This is a genomic window from Methylobacterium sp. R2-1 (assembly GCF_014191355.1).
In the GTDB taxonomy this organism is placed as follows: domain Bacteria; phylum Pseudomonadota; class Alphaproteobacteria; order Rhizobiales; family Beijerinckiaceae; genus Methylobacterium.
Genome location: NZ_JACHWM010000008.1, coordinates 20,722 through 42,081, shown reverse-complemented (window position 1 = coordinate 42,081; position 21,360 = coordinate 20,722). Strand labels below are relative to the sequence as shown.

Genomic DNA, 21,360 nt, shown 5'->3' with positions numbered 1-21,360 from the left:
CCCTCAGCCGTGAGATGCGGCCACCGTCTTCCGGAAGGGGCCGATCAGGCGCTCGTACTCGGCTTCGGCGGGACCGTAGCTGTTGCCCGCCAGGTCGCAGAGCATGCCGCGGTCGCGGATGATGATCAGGGCGCGCCTGGCCTGAATCGCGCCGTAGCCCTCGAGCGCCTGGATCGCCAGCGTCACGGTCGATCGCTGCGTCGCCAGCATGATCGATAGGAAGTCATGGGTGAGCGCGAGTTCGTCGCCCTCGAGCCGGTCGTGCGCCATGAGGATCCAGCGGGCCAGCCGCTCCTCGACGGAGTAGGCGCCGTTCGACATGGCCGTTTGGCTCACGGTCATGATCATGGTGTGGGTGTAGCGCATCAACAGGTCGTGCAGGGCAGGGCTGATCCGGAGAGCGTCGCGGAAGGCTTCGGCCCCGATCCGCAGCCAGGGACCACCGACCTGGACCAGAAGCTCGTGCGGGGCGCGATCCACGTTCAAAACGCTGGCCGTGCTGACCATGCCCTCGTAGCCGAAGCAGCCAACCTCGATTCGCCGTCCCTCACCCGTCACGGCGACGTTCGACGAGAGACCGGCTTCCGGGAAATAGACGAAATCGAGCGGATCGCCGACAGACCAGAGGATGTCGCCTTTCTGGACCTCGACACGCTCGAACTGCGGCAGGAGCTGTTCCAGTTCTCCCGGCGGCAGCGCCTGAAGCAGGAGGTTTCGCGTTGATGTAACACCCATTTCCGGCCCCCAATCCCTCTCGTGTCTTTGCGAGAACCCCGGCCCGGAACCTGAGTTCGATGATCGCGGAGGCGCTGACGCGCCGTCATCCTCGTGCGGACGCCTCGGCCGGACGAGCTGAGCGGTCTGGAGCCCGTCGCCGCCCGGTCCGGCGCCGCAACGCGTAGAGCGTCAGCCCGGTGGCGAAGAAGCCGGGGAGCGCGAGCGCAGCAAGGCAGAACAGCAGGGCGGCGGGCGCGCCGAAGAAGCGGCCCCGATGCACCTCGAGCATGTTGTCGGCGATGCGCTGGCCGAGACCCGATTCAGCGGCGCGCTGGTCGTTGAGCGGGGCACCGGTGCGGGCGTCGTAGGTGGCCTCGTTGCGGAGCGTCGCATCCGGGGCGTACCAGCGAATGCGGATCGCTGCCGCCTCGGGTCCCGGCAGGGTCAGGGTCGCGAGGGCTGCCGCATGCGTGGCCGAGAAGTCAGCCCAGGCCGTGTCGATCGCCGGTGCGCCTTCGGGCGCGCTGCGATCAGGCGTGCGGTCGGCTGAGCGCCCCGCCGATCGTTCCTTCGGCGCGGGCCCCGTGACTTGCCCCGTGACTTGCCCCGTGAGGAGCCATGTCGCGCCCGCGCGATATCCCTCGTAGGACCACCACAGGCCCGACAGGGCGGTCACCGCGTAGACCGGCAGCAGCCACGTCCCCGCAACCGCGTGCAGCGACCACCAACGGGCCCGGCCAGGCCGGGCGAGGTTCGGCCGGAGCCAGACCCGCCAGCCGTGCCGTCCGGGCCAGCGCAGGTACAGCCCGCTGCCGAGGAAGATGAGGAGCGCGATGGCACAGGCTCCGGTGATCGTGCGGCCCCAGCCCTTGCCCTCGCCGGGAAGCAGCAGCCAGCGGTGCAGGGCCCGCACGGTGCCGAAGAACGCTTCGAGCCGCACGGGGCCGAGCACGGTTCCGTCGTTGGGGTCGGCGTAGACAGGGGAGGGCCGCTCGCCGCCGGCCCGGTTGCGGGCAAAGCGCGCCACGGCGCTCTGAACGGGATTGCCCGACAGGGTCAGCGCGGCGACCCGCTGCCCCTGAAGCTGCGCCTCGATCCGTGCTGCCAGGGCCGAGGGCGCGAGCGGCGGCCGATCCTGCGCAGCCGCGACCTGCACCCGGTCGCGGTTGGCCAGGGCGGTGATCGCGTCCTCGTAGCTCATGAGGGCGCCCGTCACTCCCATCAGCGCGAGCACGAGTCCGGCGGTGAGGCCGAGCGCCCAGTGCAGTCGGAACAACACGGTGCGGGTGGGAGAGAAGGCAGACGGCATGACGTTCCGAAAATTGAACTCGTTCGGTTCTTGAAGTGTCTCGCAAAGCTCCCGGGTCTCGGGAGCACTCTCTCTGGACGCGACGGCGCAGCGGGCGTTTTGTGAGAGACACTTAGACGAGCCGCCCTCAATAGCGCGCCGTCAAGCTGGCGAGCACCGTGAGCGGAGCGCCGGGCAGGTTGTTGAACTGGTTGAACGGCTGCTCGATGTAGCGCCGGTCGGTGAGATTGCGGCCGTTCACGGCGAAGCGCCAGGTCGGATCGATCTCGTAGAACACGGCTGCGTCGAGGCGGGCATAGGCGCCGACCTTGTAGGTGTTGGTGATGTCGCCGAAGCGCTCGCCGACATAGGTGAGGCCGCCGCCGAAGCCCCAGCCCCGCAGGGGGCCACCTTGGAACTGGTAGGTCGACCAGACGCTGGCGCTGAAGACCGGCGCCGCGGGCAGGCGATTGCCGACAGCGACGGTTGAATCCTTCGTGACCGTGGCATCGAGATAGCCGATGCCGCCGATGATCTTCCAGCCCGGCAGGATCTCGCCGGCAATGTCCGCCTCGAATCCCTGCGCGCGCTGCTCGCCGGTGATGATCGAGAAGCCGGTATTGACCGGATCGGAGGCGGCGACGTTTGCTCGCAGGATGCCGAAGGCGGCAGCACTGACCGTGAGCTGATCGGGGATCAGGTCGAAGCGCGCGCCGACCTCAACCTGCTCGCCGGTCTCCGGGGGCGGGCTCGCGACGTTGAGGACATTGGCGGTCTGCGGGACGAAGGAGGTGGTGTAGCTGCCGTAGAGCGTGAGCGGCTCCACCGGCCGCCAGACGAGACCGACCCGTGGCGAGACCCCGGTGAGGTTCTGCTCCGGCGGGATCGTCCGCGTGCTCGGCGTGCGCTGGAAATAGAGTTGGTCCGCTGTATCGAATCGCACCCCGAGCACGACTTGCAGGCCGGGGAAGAACTCGATCTGGTCCTGCAGGTAGAGGCCGAACAGGCTGAGCTTCTGCCGCAGATCGCTCTGCAGGGTCAGCGTGCCGATCTGCGGCACCGAGCCCCGGATCGGGTTGAGGAAGGAGACCGAGGTCGCGGTCCCCTGCGTCGTGTAGGGGTGGCGGTATCCGTCCACGATCTCGAAGCCGGCCAAAGCCGTGTGGCGGAACCCGAACGGATCGACGAAGCGCCCGACCGCCTCGGTCCGGCTGTCGATCGAGTGGTAGATCGAGTCGCCCTCGGTGAGGCGCCGCGTCACCGTGGTGCCGGCGGCGTTCACGCCCGTCGCCCGAGTCGCGAGGAGATCGAACGATCCCCACTGGCCGTTGATCGCCTGCCGCAGGGTCAGGTTCTCGTTGACGTCGTGCTCGGCGAGCAGCGTGATCGCGTTCGCTTCGCCGTAGTAGCGCGACCACGGCTCGCCGTAGAAGCGGCGGACATTGTCGAGCGGCACCCGGCCGCGGAAGGCGATCAGGCCCTCATCGTACTGGCTGTGCTGACGGGTGAACTCGGCGTTGAGGTAGACGCGCGTCGAAGGATCGGGCGTCCAGACGAAGGCCGGCGCGAAGAAGTGCCGCGAGTTTTCCGGACCGCCGAAATCGCGGAAGGTCTCCTCGTTCTGCGTGCCGAAGCTGAAGCGGGCGGAGAGCCCTTCGACGCTCGGGATCGCGCCCGAGACCGACCCCTGCACCCGCCGGAAACCGAACGAGCCGCCCTGGACGGTGACGTCGGCGGAGGGTGCGAGCGTGGGCTGGCGCGTGACGATGTTGATCAGGCCGCCGGGGTCGCCCTGGCCGTAGAGGACGGAAGCCGGACCTTTCAGAACCTCCACCCGCTCGACATTGGCGAGGTCGCGCTGCGCCGGCTGGAACGCGTTGGCCGGGTTCAGCACGAGGCCGTCGATGGCGTAGGTCTGGGTGCGGAAGCCGCGCAGGATGTAGGTGTCGGAGCGCCCTTGGATGGTGCCGCCGGGCTGGACGTTGCTGACATTGGTGAGCGCGTCGGTGAGGCGCACGTCCTGCTGATCGACCAGAACCTCGCGCGGGACGACCTGGATCGATTGCGGCGTGTCGCGAAGTGCCGTGTCCGTCCGCATCGCGGTGGCCGAGCGCGTGGCGCGGTATCCGACGACGGGTCCGCCCGCCCGCTCGCCGCTGCCCGTGACCGAGAGTTCGGACAGGACGGCCTCGGCGCCCTCGGGCGGGACGGTCTGGGCGTGAACGTCGAGGGGCCAGGACAAGGCAAGGGCGAACAGGGCTAAAGCGAACAGGGCAAAAGCGAACAGGACGCTTGAGGTGGCGGAGCGAGGCATCGCCCTCCCTCTGTCATGACGCCTTTTTCCCTGCGTTGCGTTGCACATTGCCGTTCCATATCGAGAGCCGGCGCGTCGAAACCGGTACGGCGCCTTTACCGATGCGGCTCCACCGGCGGCAAGCTTTTGCCGAGATCGTTTTCAGGACTTTGCCAATCGGCAGCATGTCGTGGCGGCGGCACAACATTTTATTCCAAGTCTAAAGTAAGAATACCTACGGGCCATCTCGCCGGTGCGGATGGTTTGACCTGTGATCGACCGCGTGAGCGCACGCGCCGTTCGGAGGCGGTTGCGTCCCGCTGGGAGCCGCTCGCGCTGTGTCCGCTTTCGTGTCTACAATCCACGGAGGTTTGCCGCGGCGGGGGCGCACCGGGATGCGACGCCTTCTCAAGTTCCTCCACACCATGGGGGCGGTCGGGCTGATGGGGGCGATGGCCTGCCTTATCGTCCTCCTGAGCCTCACTCCGCCGCCCGACGCGCTCGCCGGCTACGCCCTGATGCGCGGGGCAATGGGGGCGGTCGCGACGTGGATCTTCCTGCCCTCCCTCGCCTTGACGCTGGTGGCCGGGCTGCTGGCTGTAGCGTTCCATCCGGGTTTCCGGGAAGCGGGCTGGGCCTGGGTCAAGCTCGCCACCGGCGTGCTGGTGTTCGAGGGCGGCTTCGTCGGCATCCAGGGACCGATGCAGGAGGAGGCCCGGCGCAGTGCCGCCGCGCTCAGGGGCGAGATCGATCCCGCCACCCTCACGGGCGCACTGGCAGCCGAGCGTAATACCCTCTGGGTGATCCTCGCTGTCGCGGTTCTCAACGTCGTGCTCGGCATCTGGCGGCCGCGCATCCTGCGGCTTCCCCGCTCCGACCTGTCCCGGCCGGCCTGACCACATGCCTGGCATCTCGCGAATAAGCGTGGCGGTGGGGAACGCTTTCGGGCCAAGTCTCGTTGCCGCCCCCGGGGTTCGTGTCGGAAATGGGGGCGGTGTGCCGGCGCGGCTTCCGGCAGCAAGACGACCAAGCGAGACGGCGGAGGAGCGTGATGGCGACGCGAGGCTTTACCGGGCGGCCCCCTGCTGCGGCGACGCGCGAGCGGCTTCCGCCGGGCCAGTACCTCACCGACGACTTCCCCGTGCTCCAGCTCGGGCCGACCCCGCGGGTCTCGACCGACGGCTGGCGCTTCACCCTGCGCCAGGGCTCTCGGCCGCTGGCGAGCTGGAGCTGGGACGAGTTTTCACAGCTGCCGCGTACCCGCTGGAGCGGCGATATCCACTGCGTGACCAAGTGGTCGAAGTTCGACACCGCCTGGGAGGGCGTGAGCTTCGACGACATCCTCGTGGCGGCCGGCCTTGAGGCGCCGACAGGCTTCCTCTTGGCAGAGAGCCATGACGACTACACCACCAATGTCCCGGTCGCGGATCTCACCGGCGGCAAGGCGATGGTGGCGACCCTCTACGACGGCAAGCCGATTCCGCCCGACCACGGTGGCCCGGCGCGTCTCCTCGTGCCGCACCTCTACTTCTGGAAGAGCGCCAAATGGGTAAAGGGCCTGCGCTTCACGCAAGCGGACGAGGCCGGGTTCTGGGAACTGCGCGGCTACCACATGTACGGCGACCCCTGGCGTGAGCAGCGTTTCAGCGGCGACTGAGAGGATTGCCCGACGTGAACGGTGCCGCGTCCCCACCTTCGCCCTCGCCGTCACCCTGGCGGGCCACGGTGATCCGGGCGATCACGCCCGTGACGCCGCGGGTGAAGAGCTTCCGCTTCGATGCCCTCGATCGGCCGCACCGGGCCGGCCAGCATGTCGATGTGCGCCTCACCGCGCCCGACGGCTATCAGGCGCAGCGCAGCTACTCCATCGCCTCGGCACCGGGCGATCCCGCCGGCATCGAGCTGATGATCGAGGGGCTGGAGGCGGGTGAGGTTTCGGGCTTCTTCGACACCGTGGCCGAGGTCGGCGACGCGATCGAGCTGCGCGGACCGGTCGGTGCCTTCGCCTGGGGTTCGGAGGATGGCGGCCCGGTGCTGCTGATCGGCGGCGGCTCCGGCGTCGTGCCGCTGCTGGCGATGGTGCGCGAGCGGGCCCTGCGCGCGCCCGAGGTGCCGATGCTACTGATCTACTCGGTGCGCAATGCCGCCGAGGCCATCGCCCGCGCGGAACTCGCCGCCCGCTCGCGCGACGAGACCGGCTTCGACCTGACCCTGCTCCTCACCCGCGAGGGCGCGACCGCCGGCCGGCGCATCGACCGCGTGATGATCGACACGGCGATCGAGTGCCTCGGCATGCCGCGCCACGCTTTCGTCTGCGGCGGCAACGGCTTCGTCGGCACCGTGGCCGACCTGCTGGTGGATGCCGGCGTGAAGCCGGGCGTGGTCCGCACCGAGCGCTTCGGCGGCTGACCGGTTTCGATCCGCCGCCGGAAGGGAGGGCGTCAGCCCTCCTCGTCGCCGTCCGAGTCGTTGTCGATCAGGTCGGAGACGTCGTCGTCGCCGTCCTCTTCCTCCAGGAAGGTGTCGTCGTCCGTAGCGCTGGCGGCGTCGTCACCGCCCTCGTCGTCATCCACGCTGATATCGGCATCGTCCTCGCTGGCTTCGGCCTCGTCGAGGGAGACGATCTCCGGACCGCCCTTCTCGTCCTCGTCCTCGTCTTCATCCGCCGCGCGGCTGGCGACGGGCGGGGCGACGCGGGAGGTCGCGACTTGGTAGATCGTGCCGCATTTCGGGCAGGTCGCCGGATCACGGTCGAGATCGTAGAACTTGGCACCGCAATTCATGCACTGGCGTTTGACGCCGAGTTCCGGTCTAGCCACGGCTGCAAACCTCTGGGGACGGATAAGGGGGAAAGGATCCGGGAGAGCGGCCCCGTTAGTCGCAGCCTCAGCCCATGTCAAACGGCATGTCGCGCGCTGTGTCGCATCCCGCGCGGGAGGTTCGGCGAGGACGGCCGTGAACGGAGAGAGGAACCGCGTCAGGCGTAGCGCGACCACTTGTTCTGGCGCCGCTCGACGGTGAGGCGCAGGAGGCGGCTGAACGGCGTGTCGTTCACCCGACCGGCGCGGTCGAACTCATGCAGGACCGCTTCGAGAGCGACGATGCGCTCGCTGGGTCGGCGATAGGCGCTTTCCAGCTCATCCAGGGCTTGAAGAACGCGCTCGGCGGCCGTCGAATCGGCGACGGCGGAAGCATGATCGACCTTGCGCAGGCACTGGATCACGGGCGTCATGACCACCAGCATAAACTTATGTTGCGATTTGTCGAGCGGTCGATAGGCGTCAATGCCGGTCCGACACGCCTTTCGCACAGGATCCGTCCGACAGAGGCATGTCGTGTGCGCAGAGAAGGCCGATGAGCCGGAGCAGACGCATCCCGACCTGCAGCTTACCACTCGGTGCCAGCAGATTCGGAGCCAGGGTGCGAGACGCGACGGCTGCCGGACCTGAGGCGAGCGAAAGCGCCATGCCTCGCAACTCGGGAGGCTCGCAACTCGGGAGGCACGATCCTATCCCCGTCCGACTTCCGAATGATACGCGGATGACGCGCGGATGACGCGCGGATGACGCGGGCCGGCTCGCATGGTAACGGGCGCCCGTCGCGCCGGGCCCGTCCGGCGGGCGGCCTCGGCAACCTTTCGGGTGCCGACACGCCTCAGCGCAGCGCTCGAGTGAGACGTAAGATCCCCGTGTCGCACGATTCCGAACCGCAGCCCGTCACCGCGCATCCCGGCGGCCCCTTGAACGGGGCGCTGAAGCCGCCGGGCGACAAGTCGATCTCCCACCGGGCCATGATTCTGGGCCTGCTCGCCATCGGCGAGACGCGGGTCGAAGGGCTTCTGGAGGGCGACGACGTGCTGCGCACCGCCGCCGCCGCGAAGGCGCTGGGGGCTCAGATCACCCGCGAGGGCGAGGGCCGCTGGCGGATCATCGGCGTCGGTATCGGTGGAATGCAGGATCCTGCCGACGTGCTCGATTTCGGCAATGCCGGCACCGGCTCACGGCTGATGATGGGCGTCGTCGGCGGCCAGCCCGTCACCGCGACCTTCGACGGCGATGCCAGCCTCCGCAAGCGGCCGATGCGGCGCATCCTCGATCCGATCCTGAAGATGGGTGCGCAAGTCGTGTCCGAGGCCGAGGGCGGACGCGTGCCGCTGACCCTGAAGGGCCCGCGCGAGGCAATCCCGATCCGCTACGAGCTGCCGGTCGCCTCGGCGCAGATCAAGTCGGCGGTGCTGCTCGCCGGACTCAACGCGCCGGGCACCACCACCGTCATCGAGAAGGCCGCCTCCCGCGACCACACCGAGCGGATGCTGCGCCTGTTCGGGGCGGAGGTCAGCGTGACGCCGTCGGGTGAGGGCGGACATGGCCGCACCGTGACCCTGACCGGCCAGCCGACCCTGCGCGGCACCGACGTGATCGTGCCGGCCGACCCGTCATCGGCCGCTTTCCCGCTGGTGGCGGCGCTGATCGTGCCGGGCTCGGAGGTGACCCTACGCGGCGTGATGATGAACCCGCTGCGCACCGGCCTCATCACCACGCTGGTCGAGATGGGCGCCGATATCGAGCGCCTCGACGAGCGCGAGGAGGGCGGCGAGACCGTGGCCGACCTGCGGGTGCGCGCGAGCCGCCTCAAGGGTGTCGATGTGCCGGCCGAGCGGGCGCCCTCGATGATCGACGAGTACCCGATCCTCGCGGTCGCCGCGGCCTTCGCCGACGGAACGACCCGGATGAACGGCCTGCACGAATTGCGGGTCAAGGAATCCGACCGCCTCGCGGCAGTCGCCGCAGGGCTCGCTGCCAACGGCGTCACCTACGCGATCGAGGGCGACGACCTGATCGTGACGGGCAACGGCGGCGCACCCACGGGCGGCGGTACGGTCGCGACCCATCTCGATCACCGTATCGCCATGGCCTTCCTCGTCATGGGACTCGCCGCGGGGCAGCCTGTCACCGTGGATGACGGGGCGATGATCGCCACGAGCTTCCCGAGCTTCCGCCCGACCATGCTGGCGCTCGGCGCCCGCATTGAGGACGGGGCTGCCGCATGATCTCGGATGATGCCTCCGTGGATCGGGACGCCCGGCCCCTCGTCATCGCGATCGATGGCCCGGCCGCCTCGGGCAAGGGCACGCTCGCCAAGCGGCTCGCCCAACATTACGGGCTGCCGCATCTCGATACCGGCCTGCTCTACCGCGCGGTGGCCCTGACCCTGATCGACGGGGGGGGCGACCTCGACGACACGGCGGCGGCGGCGCGGGCCGCCTCCGCCCTGTCGGCCGAGCGCCTCTCCGACCCGCGCCTGCGGGAGCGGGCGATGGGTGAGGCGGCCTCGCGGGTCTCCTCGGTGCCGGAGGTGCGCGCCGCCCTACTGTCCTGGCAGCGGCGCTTCGCCGAAGGGGCGGAGGGTGCAGTGCTCGACGGGCGCGACATCGGCACCGTCGTCTGCCCGGAGGCGCGTGTGAAGCTGTTCATCATCGCCGCGCCCGAGGAGCGGGCGCGGCGGCGCCATCGCGAACTGCTCGGCCGCGGCGAAGAGACGACGCTCGCCGCGATACTCGCCGACATCCGCGCTCGCGACGCCCGCGATTCCAGCCGGGCCGCCGCCCCGCTGAAGGCCGCCGATGATGCCGTGGTGCTCGACACCACCGAACTCGATGCGGAGGCTGCCTTCGCCGAGGCGGTCGCCATCGTCGAGCGGCTCAAGGCCGCTTGAGGCGCGCCCGCTCCGGCGGGCCTAGCGCTCCGCCCGGGTTAACTCTCCGGCGAGCCAAGCTCTCACTCGCGTGGCGAGACCCTGCGGATCGCCCGAGAGATGCAGTCGCTTGGTGCGGGAGGTCTCGCCGGAGAGGAGCGTCACCTCGGCCTTGCGCAGCCCGAGGCTCCTGGCGACGAAGGCGATGAGGGCCGCGTTGGCGGCGCCATCGACCGGAGGCGCTGCCACGCGCAGGGACAGGATGGGACGCCCATCCGCCTCCGTGCGCACGCCGTCGAGGCCGGTGCGACTTGCCCGCGGTGTCAGCCGCACGGCGAGAACGAGGCCGTCCGTGTCGAGGGTGAAGGGGCTTTGCATCAGGAAGGCCTCGCCGACGCCTCCCTGCCTGATACCCCGGAACCGGTTCCTGAGGCAGCCTGACGGCAGCCGTTCCCATCCCTTCGTATCGGGAGGGCCATGACCGATGTAGGGAACGATGCTCTATGAATCGGATGGTTAGCGGGACTAGCTGCGAATGACGCGAAGCCGCCCCAGGCCGAATGCTTGAAATCGGCGGAGGAGCCGAAGGTCAGTTGCGCGCAATATACGGCTCACGGCCTATGAAAGCAGAGAGAGCCGCCCGGGATGCGCTTGCGCCGTCTGGGACAGGCTGATAGCGGATTGAGCGATGCCGGTTTAGCTCAGTTGGTAGAGCAACCGCCTTGTAAGCGGTAGGTCGCGAGTTCGAGTCCCGCAACCGGCACCATTGAGCTCCCGATCTGACAGCATGGTCAGGCCCAACCCGCCATCCCTGTCGTGCTCGGTGTTGGACCGCCTGTCCGAGATGCGATCGCGCCATTCGATCGTTATGCATCGCCTGAAAACGGTATCGAGCTCAAGACGCATGCGCTCTTTTCACGTCTCCTAGAGTCGTAACGAATGATAGTGCATTTGGGCGAGGTTTAAGGCTCTCTCGGTGTGCGGCGGACCTGCTCGACCACGGCGTGAGAGCAGTCATCCGGATGGGGCATTCGGACGTATGCGCAACTCGTTGAGTTTCACGCCGCCGGATCTGCAGGAGGCGCGGCTCGGAACGGTGCGCCACCGCTACGTCTTCTATATTCCCGGTTACGATCCAGAAGCGCGGACGCGCTACCGATTGCTGTTCGTGCGGGAATGGGCCCGCTACACGAAGCGGTTCGATGGCGGCAAGCGGGAGATCTCCCGCGCTCACCTGAGCCAGGACGGCCTGGTTCAGAGCTGGACCGTCACTGCGCCGGAGCAGGAGGACGGGGCGGAGACCCGATACGACGTGCTCCTGTGGGACGATATCGTCGCCCGCGACTTCGCCCGCTCCCGCTTCCTCAGCATCGCGCTCCTCGTCGCGGGCACGCTGCAGACGATCCTGAGCGGCCTGCTGTTCCGCTTCTACCGGCTGAATTGGAAGTACGGGAACGTCATCCTCTATCCGTTCGTGATGGTGATCCTCCTCACCGCGTTGTCCGTCGCCATCGGGGTGACGGTGCATGCCTATCTGGGTGACGGGTTCGGCCACAGCCTCGGACTGCCGCTCTGGGTCTCGCTGCCGCTGAGCGTCGTCGCGGGCATCGTCTGGATCAAGGCCATCGAGGTCTTCCTGAACCGCGTCTTCTTCTGGCAGCTCCTGAACGATTGGGTGTTCAACTGGCAGCACGGCCAGGGCTGGCGGCCGGATTACGAGCGGCGTCTCGATGCCTTTGCCGAGCACATCCTGTCCTCCCTTGCTGTGCGAGCCGAGACCGGGCAGCCGACCGACGAGGTGATGATCGTCGGCCATTCCTCCGGCGGGCTGACCGCGGCCGAGGTCGCGGCCCGGGTGCTTGCCCGCGACGCTTCGGTCGGCACCTCGGGTGCGAGCCTGTCGCTGGTGACGCTCGGGTCCGGGCTGCCGCTCGTGGCGATGCAGCCCGCGGCCGCGCGCCTGCGGGCCGAGATTGCGCGCCTCATCACGGAGCGGCGCGTCGTGTGGTGCGATTTCCACGCGCCGCAGGACTGGATGAACTTCCCGGGCTTCAATCCGCTGAACGACCTCAAGCTCCGCTTGTGTGGTCAGCCGGTCGCCAATCCTCTCGTGCGCTCGGCGCGCTTTCGCGAACTTCTTTGCCCGGAGACCTACCGGCGGGTGCGCTTCCGCCCGTTCCGGATGCATTTCCAGTTCCTCCTCGCGAACGAGCGGCCCGGCGCCTACGACTTTTTCGCGATGACCCTGGGCCCGCGGCGGCTGCGCGAGCAGGTGCTCGCCCCTGCCACGTGCCGCGAACGTGAGCCCGCCCTTCCACTCTGATCCGGACGCTCGTCCCCGCGGGTGACGAGCGCAAGCCAGCCGTGAGGTCGATGCGCGTTTTCATCGTTGCCGTCGGCAGCCACGGCGATGTTCTGCCGCTTCTCGCCATCGCGACCGAGCTGCGGCGGCGGGGGCACGCGGTCACATTGGCAGCACCCGCTCCCTTCGCCGCGATGGCCGCGCGGGCGAGCCTGCCGTTCTTCGCCCTCGGGACAGATGCGGATTACCGCCTCGCCGCGGCCGAGACCGAACTCTGGCGCCCCTGGCGCGGCGTCAGGACGATGTTCCGCCACGTCTCCGCCCTCACGGAGCCGACCTATGCTTGGCTCGCCGGCAACGCGCGACCCGGCGAGAGCATCGTGCTCGCCTCGACGCTGGCGCTCGGGGCGCGGGTGGCGCAGGAGAAACAGGGGCTCGACGTCGTCACGGTGCATCTCATGCCGCTGCTCGCCGGGAGCCGCACCGATCCCCCGGTTCTGCCTGGCCTGCCACTTCCCGAGCGCCTGCCGGCGCGCTTCCGGCACTGGATCGGACGCGGCGCGGACCGCTTCGTGATCGGGCCCGCCGCCCTGCCGGCCCTGAACGCGTTTCGGGCGAGGCTGGATCTTCCGCCGGTGCGCCGACTCCGCCGCTGGTGGAGCAGTCCGCAGCGCGTCCTTCTCACCTTTCCCAGATGGTACGCCGCGCCGCAGCCGCACCGGATGCCTCAGTCGCTGCAGGTCGGCTTCCCGCTCGCGGATCGCTTCGGCGACGTCGCCGAGCCGTCGCCTGTCGTCACGCGCTTCCTGAATGAGGGGGCACCGCCGCTCGCCTTCACCTACGGTTCGGCCATGTCCCGGAGCCAGGCCTTCTTCCGCACCGCGCTGAGGGTCTGCGCCGGACTCGGCCGGCGCGGAATCCTTCTGGCGCCGCAGGGCGGGCAGGTGCCGGCGGATCTGCCCGCGAGCGTGCTGCACGTGCCCTATGCCCCGTTCAGCCGCGTGCTGCCCCGCTGTGCGGCGCTCGTCCATCATGGCGGGATCGGCACCGTCGCGCAGGCGCTCGCCGCCGGTATCCCGCAACTGGTCGTCCCCGTTGCCTTCGATCACTTCGACGAGGCGCGCTGGCTGCGGCGGCTCGGCGTCGGCGCGGCCCTGAGCCGCCGCCGCTTCACGCCGGCTCATGCCGCGCCCACGCTGCGCCGGTTGCTGACCGACCCGCGCGTCGCTCAGGCCTGCACGGCGGCCAGGGCGCGGATGGCGCAGGAGGATGGCGTCGCGGAGGCCTGCGACGCTGTGGAAACCTTCATCCGAACGGTTCGGCGGCCGGGCAGCTGAAGTCCGCCGACGGCCACCCGTCCCTCAGGCGGTGAGAGGACGGATCGCTACAGCGAGAACCGATCCACCTCCTCCAGCAGCCGCACGAAGGTGCGCGCGCCGTGATCGAGTGCGGCCTCGCCGGCTTCCGCCGTGCCGAGGCGGGCGTCGCCCAGGGCGCCGGACGAGTGGAGGTCTTCCGTCTTCCAGGCGAATGCCGCTGGGCGACCGGCGCGCAACAGCGTGAAATCGCGCACCATCGCCACCGTGCGAGGCTCGAAGTTCTCGATCCGGTCCCGCCGCACGAGGTCGGGCCGCAGCGCCAGCATCAGCGCGGTCTCAATGCCGCCGGCATGGATGCCGTGGCGGATCTCTTCGTCCGGAAACAGCCCCTCGGGCAGGCCGAGGCGGCTCCACGAGGTCGTGACCGCGACCATACCGAAACGCCCGCGCAGCTCGCCTGCCACGAGATCGATGAGCGCGCTGTTGCCGCCGTGGGAGGAGACGATGACGAGCTTCGCGCAGCCCGCCCGGTGCAGGCTCGCGCCGATTTCGGTCCAGGCGGCGAGCGCGGTCGCTCCGGTCAGGGTCAGGGTTCCGGGAAAGGCATCGTGCTCGTCCGACTTGCCGATCGCCTGGACCGGCAGGAGCAGAACGTCGAGCGCCGCCGGCACGAGCCGCGCCACCCGCTCCAGATATCCTTCCGCGATCAGCGTGTCGGTGCCGAGCGGCAGATGCGGTCCGTGCTGCTCCACCGCGGCGACCGGGAGCACCGCGATTGTCCGGCCCATATCGCGGGCGCGGATCTCCGCCGTCGTGAGGTCGAGCCAGGATCGCGCCGGCATGCTGTCGTCTCCGTTGTCGCGGGCGTTCGGGCTCGCAGATCTCGGACGCTTCCGGTCTCAACCGCTCGTTAGTCAAGATGTACCAAGAGTTGTTGGATCGTCCCAGTGGCCAGTACCGAACGTCCGTGAACACGAATTCTCCGAACCGGCCCTCTGCGATGCTGCCCGCCCCCCGTGCTGCTGATGAGGAGCCGGACGAGGCGATGCGCCGGGAACTGGCCCGTCTGCGGGAGATGCTGGAGCAGAACTCGGACTGGATCTGGGAGGTGGATGCGCAGGGGCGCTACACCTACGCATCGCGCCAATGCGTCGCGCTGCTCGGCCGGGAGCCGGAGGAGGTGGTGGGGCGCACGCCCTTCGACTTCATGCCCCCGGACGAGGCCGAGCGGGTCGAGCGGATCTTCGGCGCCATCGCCGCCGAGCGGCGGCCCTTTGCCCAGCGTCTCAACCGCAACCTGCGCAAGGACGGTACACTGGTCATGCTGGAGACGAGCGGCGTGCCGCTGCTCGGCTCGAACGGCGAATTGTGCGGCTATCGCGGCATCGACCGGGACGTGACCGAGCGGGAGGCGGCGAACGAGCGGCTCCGCCACATCGCCCGACACGACGACCTCACGGGGCTGCCGAACCGGATGTACCTGCGCGAGCAACTCGCCGGGCGGCTGGCCGTCGGGCAGCGGCCAAGCGTGATCAGCCTCGATCTCGACGGCTTCAAACCGGTCAACGATCGCCTCGGCCACGCCGCGGGCGACCGCGTCCTAAGGGAAGTCGGCCGCCGGCTCGCGGATCTGGCGGCCGCGTATGGCCTATTCGCGGCACGACCCGGAGGCGACGAGTTCGTCCTGATCGTGCCCGAGGGTGCGGAAGTGGCACCCGAGGCGGTTCGCGCGGCCGTCGCCGCATCCATCACTCTGGAGGCCGGGATGGTGCGGGTGAGCACCAGCCTCGGCTCCGCCCGTTCGGAAGAACCGGACGATACGGTCGACGCCCTGCTCGCCCGAGCCGATCGCGCCCTCTACGAGGCCAAGAAAGCTGCCAAGGAAGCGGATCGGTAGGCCGCGTCAGTGGCGACGGCTGAGGAGTCAGCCGAGCCCGAAGGCCGTCGCGGCGACCAGGGCCAGTGTCGTTCCACGGTTCTCGTCGGCCCGCACGGCGAGTTCGCGGCCCCGTCGGTATGCCTCGTCGCGGAAGTGACGCCCGCGGGTGCGGGCCTCATCGTGCAGGTGCCGGCCACGCGAGACGGCCTCGTCGGCAAGGCGGTACCCATCCTCGTAGATGCCCTCGGCTTGGTCCCGGGTCCGACCATACGCCGCCTGCGCCACGCCCGCGACCTGCTCATAGGCGCCCTCGACCCGGGGGCGAGCGCGACCCGCGACGTCGCCGAACGCGGTGCGGCCGCGGCCCTTGAGGTTGCGCAGGCTGCCCTCGATCTGGTCGCTGTTCATGACAAATCCCCGTTGATCGCATCGGTTCTGCCGAGCCCACCTTTCGGCTGAGCCTTGAAATAAAGAAGCCGCACCCGGTCGGGTGCGGCTTCGGCGGTCGGCTCCCTGCTGGGAAAATCGCGACGAATTCAGCTCTCAGAGCTTGCTCTTCACCGCATCGGCAGCGTTCTTCACGCCCTCCTTGGCCTCGCCGACGGTCCGCTGGGTCTTGCCTTCCAGTTCCTGCGCCTTGCCCTCGGCCTGCAGCTTGTCGTTGCCGGTCACGTTGCCGACGCCCTGCTTGACGTTGCCGGTGACTTCGTTGGCGGCACCCTTGATCTTGTCGGTCGTGCTGCTCATCGCATCTCTCCGTTCGTTGGTTCTGCGCCGTCTCACGGCGTTCTCTGCAAGCTGAACGGATCGCTCAGGCGCTTGGTTCCACTCCTATGATAAGGATGCCCACCCCACACGGGCGGCAAAATGCATTCATTTCGCGAAGCCGTTCAAAAAATATCTGCGCAGCGGCCAAATATTTTCCTGTCAGAGCTCGGGTCACGAGCGGTTACGTATGCGGTATCCAAAATTCCATTATGGCTAAGCCGGGCAGCCGTCCCGGTCCGCCAAGAAAATGTGAGATCAGGGACCGCTCCATGGCCGTTCAAGCCGCCGATCCATTGCCCGGCGCCAGCACCTATTCCCCATCACGAGCCGATTCGCCCGTAGGTGGCCGCTGGGGACAGCTCATCCTCGGCGTGCTGTGCATGTCGATGATCGCCAACCTGCAGTATGGCTGGACGCTGTTCGTCAATCCGATCAACGACAAGTACCAGTGGGGCAAGCCGGCGATTCAGGTCGCTTTCACGATCTTCGTTCTCACCGAAACCTGGCTCGTTCCGATCGAGGGCTGGTTCGTCGACAAGTACGGCCCGAAGGTTGTCACATTGTTCGGCGGCATCCTCTGCGCCGTCGGCTGGGCGATGAACTCGGTCGCCGACTCTTTGTGGTTCCTCTACCTGGCCGCCGCCATCAGCGGCATCGGCGCGGGCGCGGTTTACGGCACCTGCGTCGGCAACGCCCTCAAGTGGTTCCCGGATCGCCGCGGGCTGGCCGCCGGCCTCACCGCCGCCGGCTTCGGCGCGGGCTCGGCGCTCACCGTGATCCCGATCGCCGCGATGATCCGCGATAGCGGCTACGAGCACACCTTCCTTGTCTTCGGCCTCGGCCAGGGCCTCGTGGTGATGGTTGCTGCCGTGCTGCTCTCCTCGCCGAGCGCCGCCTACAAGGACCGGATGCTCGCCGGCCGCGTCTCCCCCAACGCCACGAGCCGCCGCCAGTACTCGTCCGCCGAGATGGTGCGCACGCCGATCTTCTGGCTGATGTACGCGATGTTCGTGATGATGGCCGCGGGCGGCCTGATGGCCACGGCCTCGCTTGCGCCCATCGCCAAGGACTTCCACGTCGACACGATCCCCGTCTCGCTCATGGGCCTGACGCTGCCGGCGCTCACCTTCGCGCTCACCATCGACCGGGTGCTCAACGGCGTGACACGGCCGGTCTTCGGCTGGATCTCCGACCGGATCGGGCGTGAGAACACGATGTTCGTCGCCTTCATGATCGAGGGCGCGGGCATCTTGGCGCTCGGCATGTTCGCCCACTCGCCGATCGCCTTCGTGCTGCTCACCGGCCTCGTGTTCTTCGCCTGGGGCGAGATCTACTCGCTGTTTCCCTCGACCTGCGCCGACACCTACGGCGACAAGAACGCCACTGCCAATGCCGGCCTGCTCTACACCGCCAAGGGCACGGCCTCGCTGATGCTGCCGGCCTTCCTGGCGATCCAGACCGCCACCGGCTCCTGGCAGAACGTGTTCTATCTCGCCTCCGGCATGGCCTTCGTTGCCGGCTTCCTCGCGCTCTTCGTCCTGAAGCCGATGCGCGCCCGCTTCGTCGCCCGTAACCAGTGAGGAGAAGAGCCGTGACGCGCTGGATCGGCTTCGTTCACGACGGCAGGCACGGCTTCGGCCGGCTCGAGGCTGAGCGGATCGTGGTCTGCGAGGGCGATCTGTTCGGCGAGAACAGCCCGACCGGGCAGGTGCTGCCGCTCGCGGACGTTCGCGTCGACCTGCCCTGCCGGCCCTCGAAGATGATCGCCCTGTGGAACAACTTCGGGGCGCTCATGGAGAAGCAGGGTCTTTCGCGGCCCGAGGCGCCGCTGTTCCTGATCAAGCCCGCCAACACCTACCGGCCCTCCGGCGCAGTGGTGGCGGTGCCGGAAGCGTCAGGACGGGCGCTCTACGAGGGTGAACTCGGCATCGTGATCGGCAAAACGGCGCGCGATCTCACCGAGGAAGAGGCCGCCGATCACGTCTTCGGCTTCACCTGCGTGAACGACGTCACCTCCGCCGCGATCCTCAAGGCGGATGCGAGCTTCACGCAGTGGGCCCGCGCCAAGGGCCTCGACGGCTTCGGGCCGTTCGGGCCCGTCATCGCGACCGGGCTTGATCCGCAGGCGCTGAACGTGCGCACCTTGGTCAACGGGCGCGAGCGTCAGAGCTTTCCCATCAGCGACATGCTGATCCCGGTCCCCCGGCTCGTGGCGCAGCTCTCGCAAGGGCTCACACTGGAGCCGGGCGACGTGATCGCCTGCGGTACCTCGGTGGGGTCGGGTCCGATCCCCAAGGGCGCCACGGTCGACGTGGTGATCGAAGGCATCGGAACGCTCTCGAACCGATTTGATTAGAGGCACGCTCAAGCAAAAGTGGGCTCTGCGGGCCGGACGGAATCGGCCTCGAACGGCGTTTCAAGAACAAGCCGGCGGAGCCAAGAACGACAGTACGTACGGCAGCACGGGTGAGAGACATGAGCATCGCGATCGTCGGCGCTGGCGCCATCGGCGGATATCTCGGAGTGAGGCTGGCGGAGGCCGGCGAGGACGTGACCTTCATCGCCCGCTCGAATGCGGCGGCGATCCAGGCGGACGGCATGCGCCTGATCGAGGAGGACGGCACCGAGATCCACTCGAAATCCGTCAAGGCGACCCGCTCCATGCAGGAGGCGGGCGTGCACGAGGTCGTGCTGCTGACCGTGAAGGCGCACCAGGTCGGGCCCATCGCCGCCGATCTCAAGCACCTGATCGGCCCCGACACCGTCGTGGTGACGATGCAGAACGGCATCCCGTGGTGGTACTTCATGGGCGGCCACGGCGGCGAACATGCCGGCACGCGGCTGGAGAGTGCCGATCCCGGCGGACTCATCGCCGACAACCTCGACCCGAAGCACGTCATCGGCTCGGTGGTCTATCCAGCGACCGTGCTCACCGATCCCGGCACGGTGAAGGTGATCGAGGGCAACCGCTTCGGTCTCGGCGAACTGGACGGCTCGAAGTCGGAGCGGGTGCTCGCCCTGTCGCAGCGGCTGGCCAAGGCGGGCTTCCGCGCGCCGGTCACCAGCGACATCCGCGCCGAGATCTGGCTCAAGCTATGGGGCAACCTCAGCTTCAACCCGATCTCCGCGCTAACTCACGCGACGCTGGAGGACATCTGCCGCTTCCCCGATACCCGCGCGATCGCCGCCGAGATGATGCGCGAAGCGGAAGTCATCGCGAACCGGCTCGGCGTCACCTTCCGCCTCGGCATCGAAAAGCGCATCGCCGGCGCAGAGAAGGTCGGTCCGCATAAGACCTCGATGCTGCAGGACGTCGAGGCCGGCCGGCCGATCGAGCTGGAAGCGCTCGTCGGCTCGGTGATCGAGCTCGGCCGCCTCACCGGTACGCCAACCCCGCATATCGACACCGTCTTCGCCCTGATGCGGCTCCTGGCCCAGAGCCTGGAGCGCGCCAACGGTCGCCTCGCGATCCAGGGAGCGTGACGATGCTTCTGCCCGAGACTTCCACCCTTCCCCCCACCGACTCCAAGGAGGCCAGCGTGGCCGCGACGACTCTTCACGAGCTGATCCAGGCCGGCGCCGATGCGGCCCCCGCCCTGTCGAGCCCCGGCGGCGTGCCGCTGACGTTCCAGGCCCTGCGGGCGCTGACGGAACGCACCGTGGCCGACCTCAATGCCCGCGGCATCGGTCGCGGCGACCGGGTGGCGATCGTGCTGCCGAACGGCCCGGAGATGGCGGCAGCCTTCATCGCGGTCGCAGCCGGCACCACGTCGGCGCCGCTCAACCCGAGCTACAAGGCCGACGAGTTCGAGTTCTACATGAGCGACCTCGGAGCCAAGCTCCTGCTGGTCGCCGAGGGCTCCGACTCGCCCGCCATCGCTGTCGCGGAAAAGCTCGGCGTGTCGGTGGCCCGCCTGCGGCCGACGCCGGAGGAGGGCGCCGGCAGCTTCTCGCTTCATTTCGCCGATGGAAGCGCCACACCTGCCGAGAAGGGCGGTCCGGCCAGCGCGGAAGAGATTGCGCTCGTGCTGCACACCTCCGGTACGACCTCCCGGCCCAAGATCGTGCCGCTGACGCAGGGCAATGTCTGCGCTTCGGCACGCAACATTCGCACCGCGCTCGCCTTCACGGCGGAGGACCGCGGCCTCAACATCATGCCGCTGTTCCACATCCACGGCCTGATCGCCGGCATCCTCGCCCCGCTCTCGGCGGGTGGCCAGGTGTCCTGCACGCCGGGCTTCAACGCGCTGAAGTTCTTCGGCTGGATGGATGAGGTGAACCCCACTTGGTACACCGGCGTGCCGACCATGCATCAGGCGATCCTGGGCCGGGCCGCACGTAACCAGGAAATCATCGCGCGGAACCCGCTGCGCTTCATCCGCTCCTCGTCCTCGTCCCTGCCGCCGCAGGTGATGAAGGAGCTGGAGGAGACCTTCGGCGCACCGGTGATCGAGGCCTACGGCATGACCGAGGCCGCTCACCAGATGGCCTCGAACCCGCTGCCGCCGAAGCCTCATTACGCGGGCTCGGTCGGCATCGCGGCCGGCCCCGAGATCGCGGTGGTCGATATCGACGGCGAGCCGCTGCCCGCGGGCGAGACCGGCGAGATCGTCATTCGCGGCGACAACGTGATGAAGGGCTACGAGAACAACGAGAAGGCCAATGCCGAGGCCTTCACCAAGCAGGGCTGGTTCCGCACCGGTGACCAGGGCGTGCTCTCTCCCGAGGGCTACCTCTCGATCACCGGGCGCCTGAAGGAGATCATCAACCGTGGCGGCGAGAAGATCTCGCCGCGCGAGGTCGACGAGGTTCTGATGGACCATCCGGCTGTGTCGCAATGCGTCACCTTCGCGGTGCCGCACGACAAGCTCGGCGAGGATGTCGCAGCCGCGATCGTGCTGCGCGAGGGCGTCGAGGCGGTGGAGAAGGAGATCCGCGGCTTCGCCTCGGAGCGGCTCGCCGCCTTCAAGGTGCCGGCCAAGATCCTGATCCTCGACGAGATCCCCAAGGGCGCCACCGGCAAGCTCCAGCGCATCGGACTGGCGCAAAAGCTCGGGCTCGCCTGAGGTTTTCGCCCGATTCGGGTGCCGTCGCGGTGCC

At 68.5% G+C, this 21,360-nt stretch carries 21 protein-coding genes and 1 tRNA gene; 13 read left to right on the top strand and 9 right to left on the bottom strand.

The genetic code is table 11. From position 1 onward, the window contains the following. Nucleotides 1–3: 3 nt before the first annotated feature. The 3 genes from FHU13_RS12750 to FHU13_RS12740 form a co-directional block, all read right to left on the bottom strand. Nucleotides 4–735 (bottom strand): Crp/Fnr family transcriptional regulator, encoded by a 732-nt coding sequence (locus FHU13_RS12750; protein WP_183436252.1) that lies wholly within the window; start codon nucleotides 733–735, stop codon nucleotides 4–6. A gap of 85 nt (nucleotides 736–820) precedes the next feature. Then, complete coding sequence (locus FHU13_RS12745) at nucleotides 821–2,026, bottom strand: PepSY-associated TM helix domain-containing protein (protein WP_183436251.1); 1,206 nt, start codon at nucleotides 2,024–2,026, stop codon at nucleotides 821–823. A gap of 127 nt (nucleotides 2,027–2,153) precedes the next feature. Next, nucleotides 2,154–4,367, bottom strand: coding sequence for a TonB-dependent siderophore receptor (locus FHU13_RS12740; RefSeq protein WP_183436250.1), 2,214 nt, complete (start codon nucleotides 4,365–4,367; stop codon nucleotides 2,154–2,156). A 326-nt stretch (nucleotides 4,368–4,693) separates the two neighbouring features. Between FHU13_RS12740 and FHU13_RS12735 the strand changes: the two genes are divergently transcribed. From FHU13_RS12735 to FHU13_RS12725, 3 genes are all read left to right on the top strand, one after another. Then, the gene (locus FHU13_RS12735) at nucleotides 4,694–5,194 is read left to right on the top strand and encodes a hypothetical protein (protein ID WP_183436249.1); all 501 of its coding nucleotides are present in this window, start codon (nucleotides 4,694–4,696) and stop codon (nucleotides 5,192–5,194) included. A 155-nt stretch (nucleotides 5,195–5,349) separates the two neighbouring features. After that, nucleotides 5,350–5,955 carry a sulfite oxidase-like oxidoreductase gene (locus FHU13_RS12730; RefSeq protein ID WP_183436248.1) on the top strand — a complete coding sequence of 202 codons (606 nt, stop codon included), beginning with the start codon at nucleotides 5,350–5,352 and terminating at the stop codon, nucleotides 5,953–5,955. A gap of 14 nt (nucleotides 5,956–5,969) precedes the next feature. Then, the gene (locus FHU13_RS12725) at nucleotides 5,970–6,707 is read left to right on the top strand and encodes a ferredoxin reductase (RefSeq protein WP_183436247.1); all 738 of its coding nucleotides are present in this window, start codon (nucleotides 5,970–5,972) and stop codon (nucleotides 6,705–6,707) included. A 32-nt stretch (nucleotides 6,708–6,739) separates the two neighbouring features. On the opposite strand, the gene FHU13_RS12720 is transcribed toward FHU13_RS12725, so the two are convergent. Together FHU13_RS12720 and FHU13_RS12715 are read right to left on the bottom strand one after the other, a co-directional pair. Beyond that, complete coding sequence (locus FHU13_RS12720) at nucleotides 6,740–7,117, bottom strand: TIGR02300 family protein (RefSeq protein ID WP_183436246.1); 378 nt, start codon at nucleotides 7,115–7,117, stop codon at nucleotides 6,740–6,742. Nucleotides 7,118–7,275: 158 nt separating this feature from the next. Further along, nucleotides 7,276–7,542: a hypothetical protein gene (locus FHU13_RS12715; protein ID WP_183436245.1), complete on the bottom strand. Its 267-nt coding sequence runs from the start codon at nucleotides 7,540–7,542 to the stop codon at nucleotides 7,276–7,278. Nucleotides 7,543–7,986: 444 nt separating this feature from the next. Here FHU13_RS12715 and aroA point away from each other — a divergent pair, with 444 nt between their 5' ends. Both aroA and cmk read left to right on the top strand, forming a co-directional pair. Further along, nucleotides 7,987–9,348, top strand: coding sequence for a 3-phosphoshikimate 1-carboxyvinyltransferase (gene aroA, locus FHU13_RS12710; protein ID WP_183436244.1), 1,362 nt, complete (start codon nucleotides 7,987–7,989; stop codon nucleotides 9,346–9,348). Next, the gene (gene cmk / locus FHU13_RS12705) at nucleotides 9,345–10,013 is read left to right on the top strand and encodes a (d)CMP kinase (protein WP_183436243.1); all 669 of its coding nucleotides are present in this window, start codon (nucleotides 9,345–9,347) and stop codon (nucleotides 10,011–10,013) included. Before aroA ends, cmk begins: the two co-directional genes overlap by 4 nt. A gap of 21 nt (nucleotides 10,014–10,034) precedes the next feature. On the opposite strand, the gene FHU13_RS12700 is transcribed toward cmk, so the two are convergent. Next, on the bottom strand, nucleotides 10,035–10,373 hold the full coding sequence (locus tag FHU13_RS12700; protein WP_183436416.1) for a DUF167 family protein: 339 nt from the start codon (nucleotides 10,371–10,373) through the stop codon (nucleotides 10,035–10,037). A 309-nt stretch (nucleotides 10,374–10,682) separates the two neighbouring features. On the opposite strand from FHU13_RS12700, the gene FHU13_RS12695 reads away from it, so the two are divergent. The 3 genes from FHU13_RS12695 (at nucleotide 10,683) to FHU13_RS12685 (ending at nucleotide 13,631) form a co-directional block, all read left to right on the top strand. Continuing rightward, a tRNA-Thr gene (locus tag FHU13_RS12695) sits at nucleotides 10,683–10,758 on the top strand. Nucleotides 10,759–11,031: 273 nt separating this feature from the next. Beyond that, nucleotides 11,032–12,315 carry an alpha/beta hydrolase gene (locus FHU13_RS12690; protein ID WP_183436242.1) on the top strand — a complete coding sequence of 428 codons (1,284 nt, stop codon included), beginning with the start codon at nucleotides 11,032–11,034 and terminating at the stop codon, nucleotides 12,313–12,315. 50 nt (nucleotides 12,316–12,365) lie between these two features. Then, on the top strand, nucleotides 12,366–13,631 hold the full coding sequence (locus FHU13_RS12685) for a glycosyltransferase (RefSeq protein ID WP_183436241.1): 1,266 nt from the start codon (nucleotides 12,366–12,368) through the stop codon (nucleotides 13,629–13,631). A 47-nt stretch (nucleotides 13,632–13,678) separates the two neighbouring features. Here FHU13_RS12685 and FHU13_RS12680 read toward each other — a convergent pair whose 3' ends face one another. Then, nucleotides 13,679–14,455 carry a creatininase family protein gene (locus FHU13_RS12680; protein WP_183436240.1) on the bottom strand — a complete coding sequence of 259 codons (777 nt, stop codon included), beginning with the start codon at nucleotides 14,453–14,455 and terminating at the stop codon, nucleotides 13,679–13,681. 125 nt (nucleotides 14,456–14,580) lie between these two features. Here FHU13_RS12680 and FHU13_RS12675 point away from each other — a divergent pair, with 125 nt between their 5' ends. After that, on the top strand, nucleotides 14,581–15,510 hold the full coding sequence (locus FHU13_RS12675) for a diguanylate cyclase domain-containing protein (RefSeq protein WP_409518500.1): 930 nt from the start codon (nucleotides 14,581–14,583) through the stop codon (nucleotides 15,508–15,510). A 27-nt stretch (nucleotides 15,511–15,537) separates the two neighbouring features. On the opposite strand, the gene FHU13_RS12670 is transcribed toward FHU13_RS12675, so the two are convergent. Both FHU13_RS12670 and FHU13_RS12665 read right to left on the bottom strand, forming a co-directional pair. After that, nucleotides 15,538–15,900 carry a CsbD family protein gene (locus FHU13_RS12670; protein ID WP_183436239.1) on the bottom strand — a complete coding sequence of 121 codons (363 nt, stop codon included), beginning with the start codon at nucleotides 15,898–15,900 and terminating at the stop codon, nucleotides 15,538–15,540. A gap of 135 nt (nucleotides 15,901–16,035) precedes the next feature. Further along, nucleotides 16,036–16,239: a CsbD family protein gene (locus FHU13_RS12665; protein ID WP_183436238.1), complete on the bottom strand. Its 204-nt coding sequence runs from the start codon at nucleotides 16,237–16,239 to the stop codon at nucleotides 16,036–16,038. 290 nt (nucleotides 16,240–16,529) lie between these two features. Here FHU13_RS12665 and oxlT point away from each other — a divergent pair, with 290 nt between their 5' ends. The 4 genes from oxlT to FHU13_RS12645 all read left to right on the top strand — a co-directional run bounded on the left by oxlT (nucleotide 16,530) and on the right by FHU13_RS12645 (nucleotide 21,326). Next, nucleotides 16,530–17,840: an oxalate/formate MFS antiporter gene (gene oxlT / locus FHU13_RS12660; protein ID WP_183436237.1), complete on the top strand. Its 1,311-nt coding sequence runs from the start codon at nucleotides 16,530–16,532 to the stop codon at nucleotides 17,838–17,840. Between the two features lie 11 nt (nucleotides 17,841–17,851). After that, nucleotides 17,852–18,616 carry a fumarylacetoacetate hydrolase family protein gene (locus tag FHU13_RS12655; protein ID WP_183436236.1) on the top strand — a complete coding sequence of 255 codons (765 nt, stop codon included), beginning with the start codon at nucleotides 17,852–17,854 and terminating at the stop codon, nucleotides 18,614–18,616. Between the two features lie 119 nt (nucleotides 18,617–18,735). Further along, on the top strand, nucleotides 18,736–19,743 hold the full coding sequence (locus tag FHU13_RS12650; protein ID WP_183436235.1) for a 2-dehydropantoate 2-reductase: 1,008 nt from the start codon (nucleotides 18,736–18,738) through the stop codon (nucleotides 19,741–19,743). A gap of 2 nt (nucleotides 19,744–19,745) precedes the next feature. After that, nucleotides 19,746–21,326 (top strand): acyl--CoA ligase, encoded by a 1,581-nt coding sequence (locus tag FHU13_RS12645; protein WP_183436234.1) that lies wholly within the window; start codon nucleotides 19,746–19,748, stop codon nucleotides 21,324–21,326. Nucleotides 21,327–21,360 lie beyond the last annotated feature (34 nt).

Excerpts from the sequence above, each read along its gene's own strand:
- FHU13_RS12645 (WP_183436234.1), top strand. The coding sequence starts at position 19,746 with ATGCTTCTGCCCGAGACTTCCACCCTTCCCCCCACCGACTCCAAGGAG.
- FHU13_RS12680 (WP_183436240.1), bottom strand. The coding sequence starts at position 14,455 with ATGCCGGCGCGATCCTGGCTCGACCTCACGACGGCGGAGATCCGCGCC.
- FHU13_RS12735 (WP_183436249.1), top strand. The coding sequence starts at position 4,694 with ATGCGACGCCTTCTCAAGTTCCTCCACACCATGGGGGCGGTCGGGCTG.
- FHU13_RS12740 (WP_183436250.1), bottom strand. The coding sequence starts at position 4,367 with ATGTGCAACGCAACGCAGGGAAAAAGGCGTCATGACAGAGGGAGGGCG.
- FHU13_RS12650 (WP_183436235.1), top strand. The coding sequence starts at position 18,736 with ATGAGCATCGCGATCGTCGGCGCTGGCGCCATCGGCGGATATCTCGGA.
- FHU13_RS12670 (WP_183436239.1), bottom strand. The coding sequence starts at position 15,900 with ATGAACAGCGACCAGATCGAGGGCAGCCTGCGCAACCTCAAGGGCCGC.
- FHU13_RS12665 (WP_183436238.1), bottom strand. The coding sequence starts at position 16,239 with ATGAGCAGCACGACCGACAAGATCAAGGGTGCCGCCAACGAAGTCACC.
- FHU13_RS12745 (WP_183436251.1), bottom strand. The coding sequence starts at position 2,026 with ATGCCGTCTGCCTTCTCTCCCACCCGCACCGTGTTGTTCCGACTGCAC.
- cmk (WP_183436243.1), top strand. The coding sequence starts at position 9,345 with ATGATCTCGGATGATGCCTCCGTGGATCGGGACGCCCGGCCCCTCGTC.
- FHU13_RS12730 (WP_183436248.1), top strand. The coding sequence starts at position 5,350 with ATGGCGACGCGAGGCTTTACCGGGCGGCCCCCTGCTGCGGCGACGCGC.
- oxlT (WP_183436237.1), top strand. The coding sequence starts at position 16,530 with ATGGCCGTTCAAGCCGCCGATCCATTGCCCGGCGCCAGCACCTATTCC.
- FHU13_RS12750 (WP_183436252.1), bottom strand. The coding sequence starts at position 735 with ATGGGTGTTACATCAACGCGAAACCTCCTGCTTCAGGCGCTGCCGCCG.
- FHU13_RS12715 (WP_183436245.1), bottom strand. The coding sequence starts at position 7,542 with ATGCTGGTGGTCATGACGCCCGTGATCCAGTGCCTGCGCAAGGTCGAT.
- FHU13_RS12685 (WP_183436241.1), top strand. The coding sequence starts at position 12,366 with ATGCGCGTTTTCATCGTTGCCGTCGGCAGCCACGGCGATGTTCTGCCG.
- FHU13_RS12690 (WP_183436242.1), top strand. The coding sequence starts at position 11,032 with ATGCGCAACTCGTTGAGTTTCACGCCGCCGGATCTGCAGGAGGCGCGG.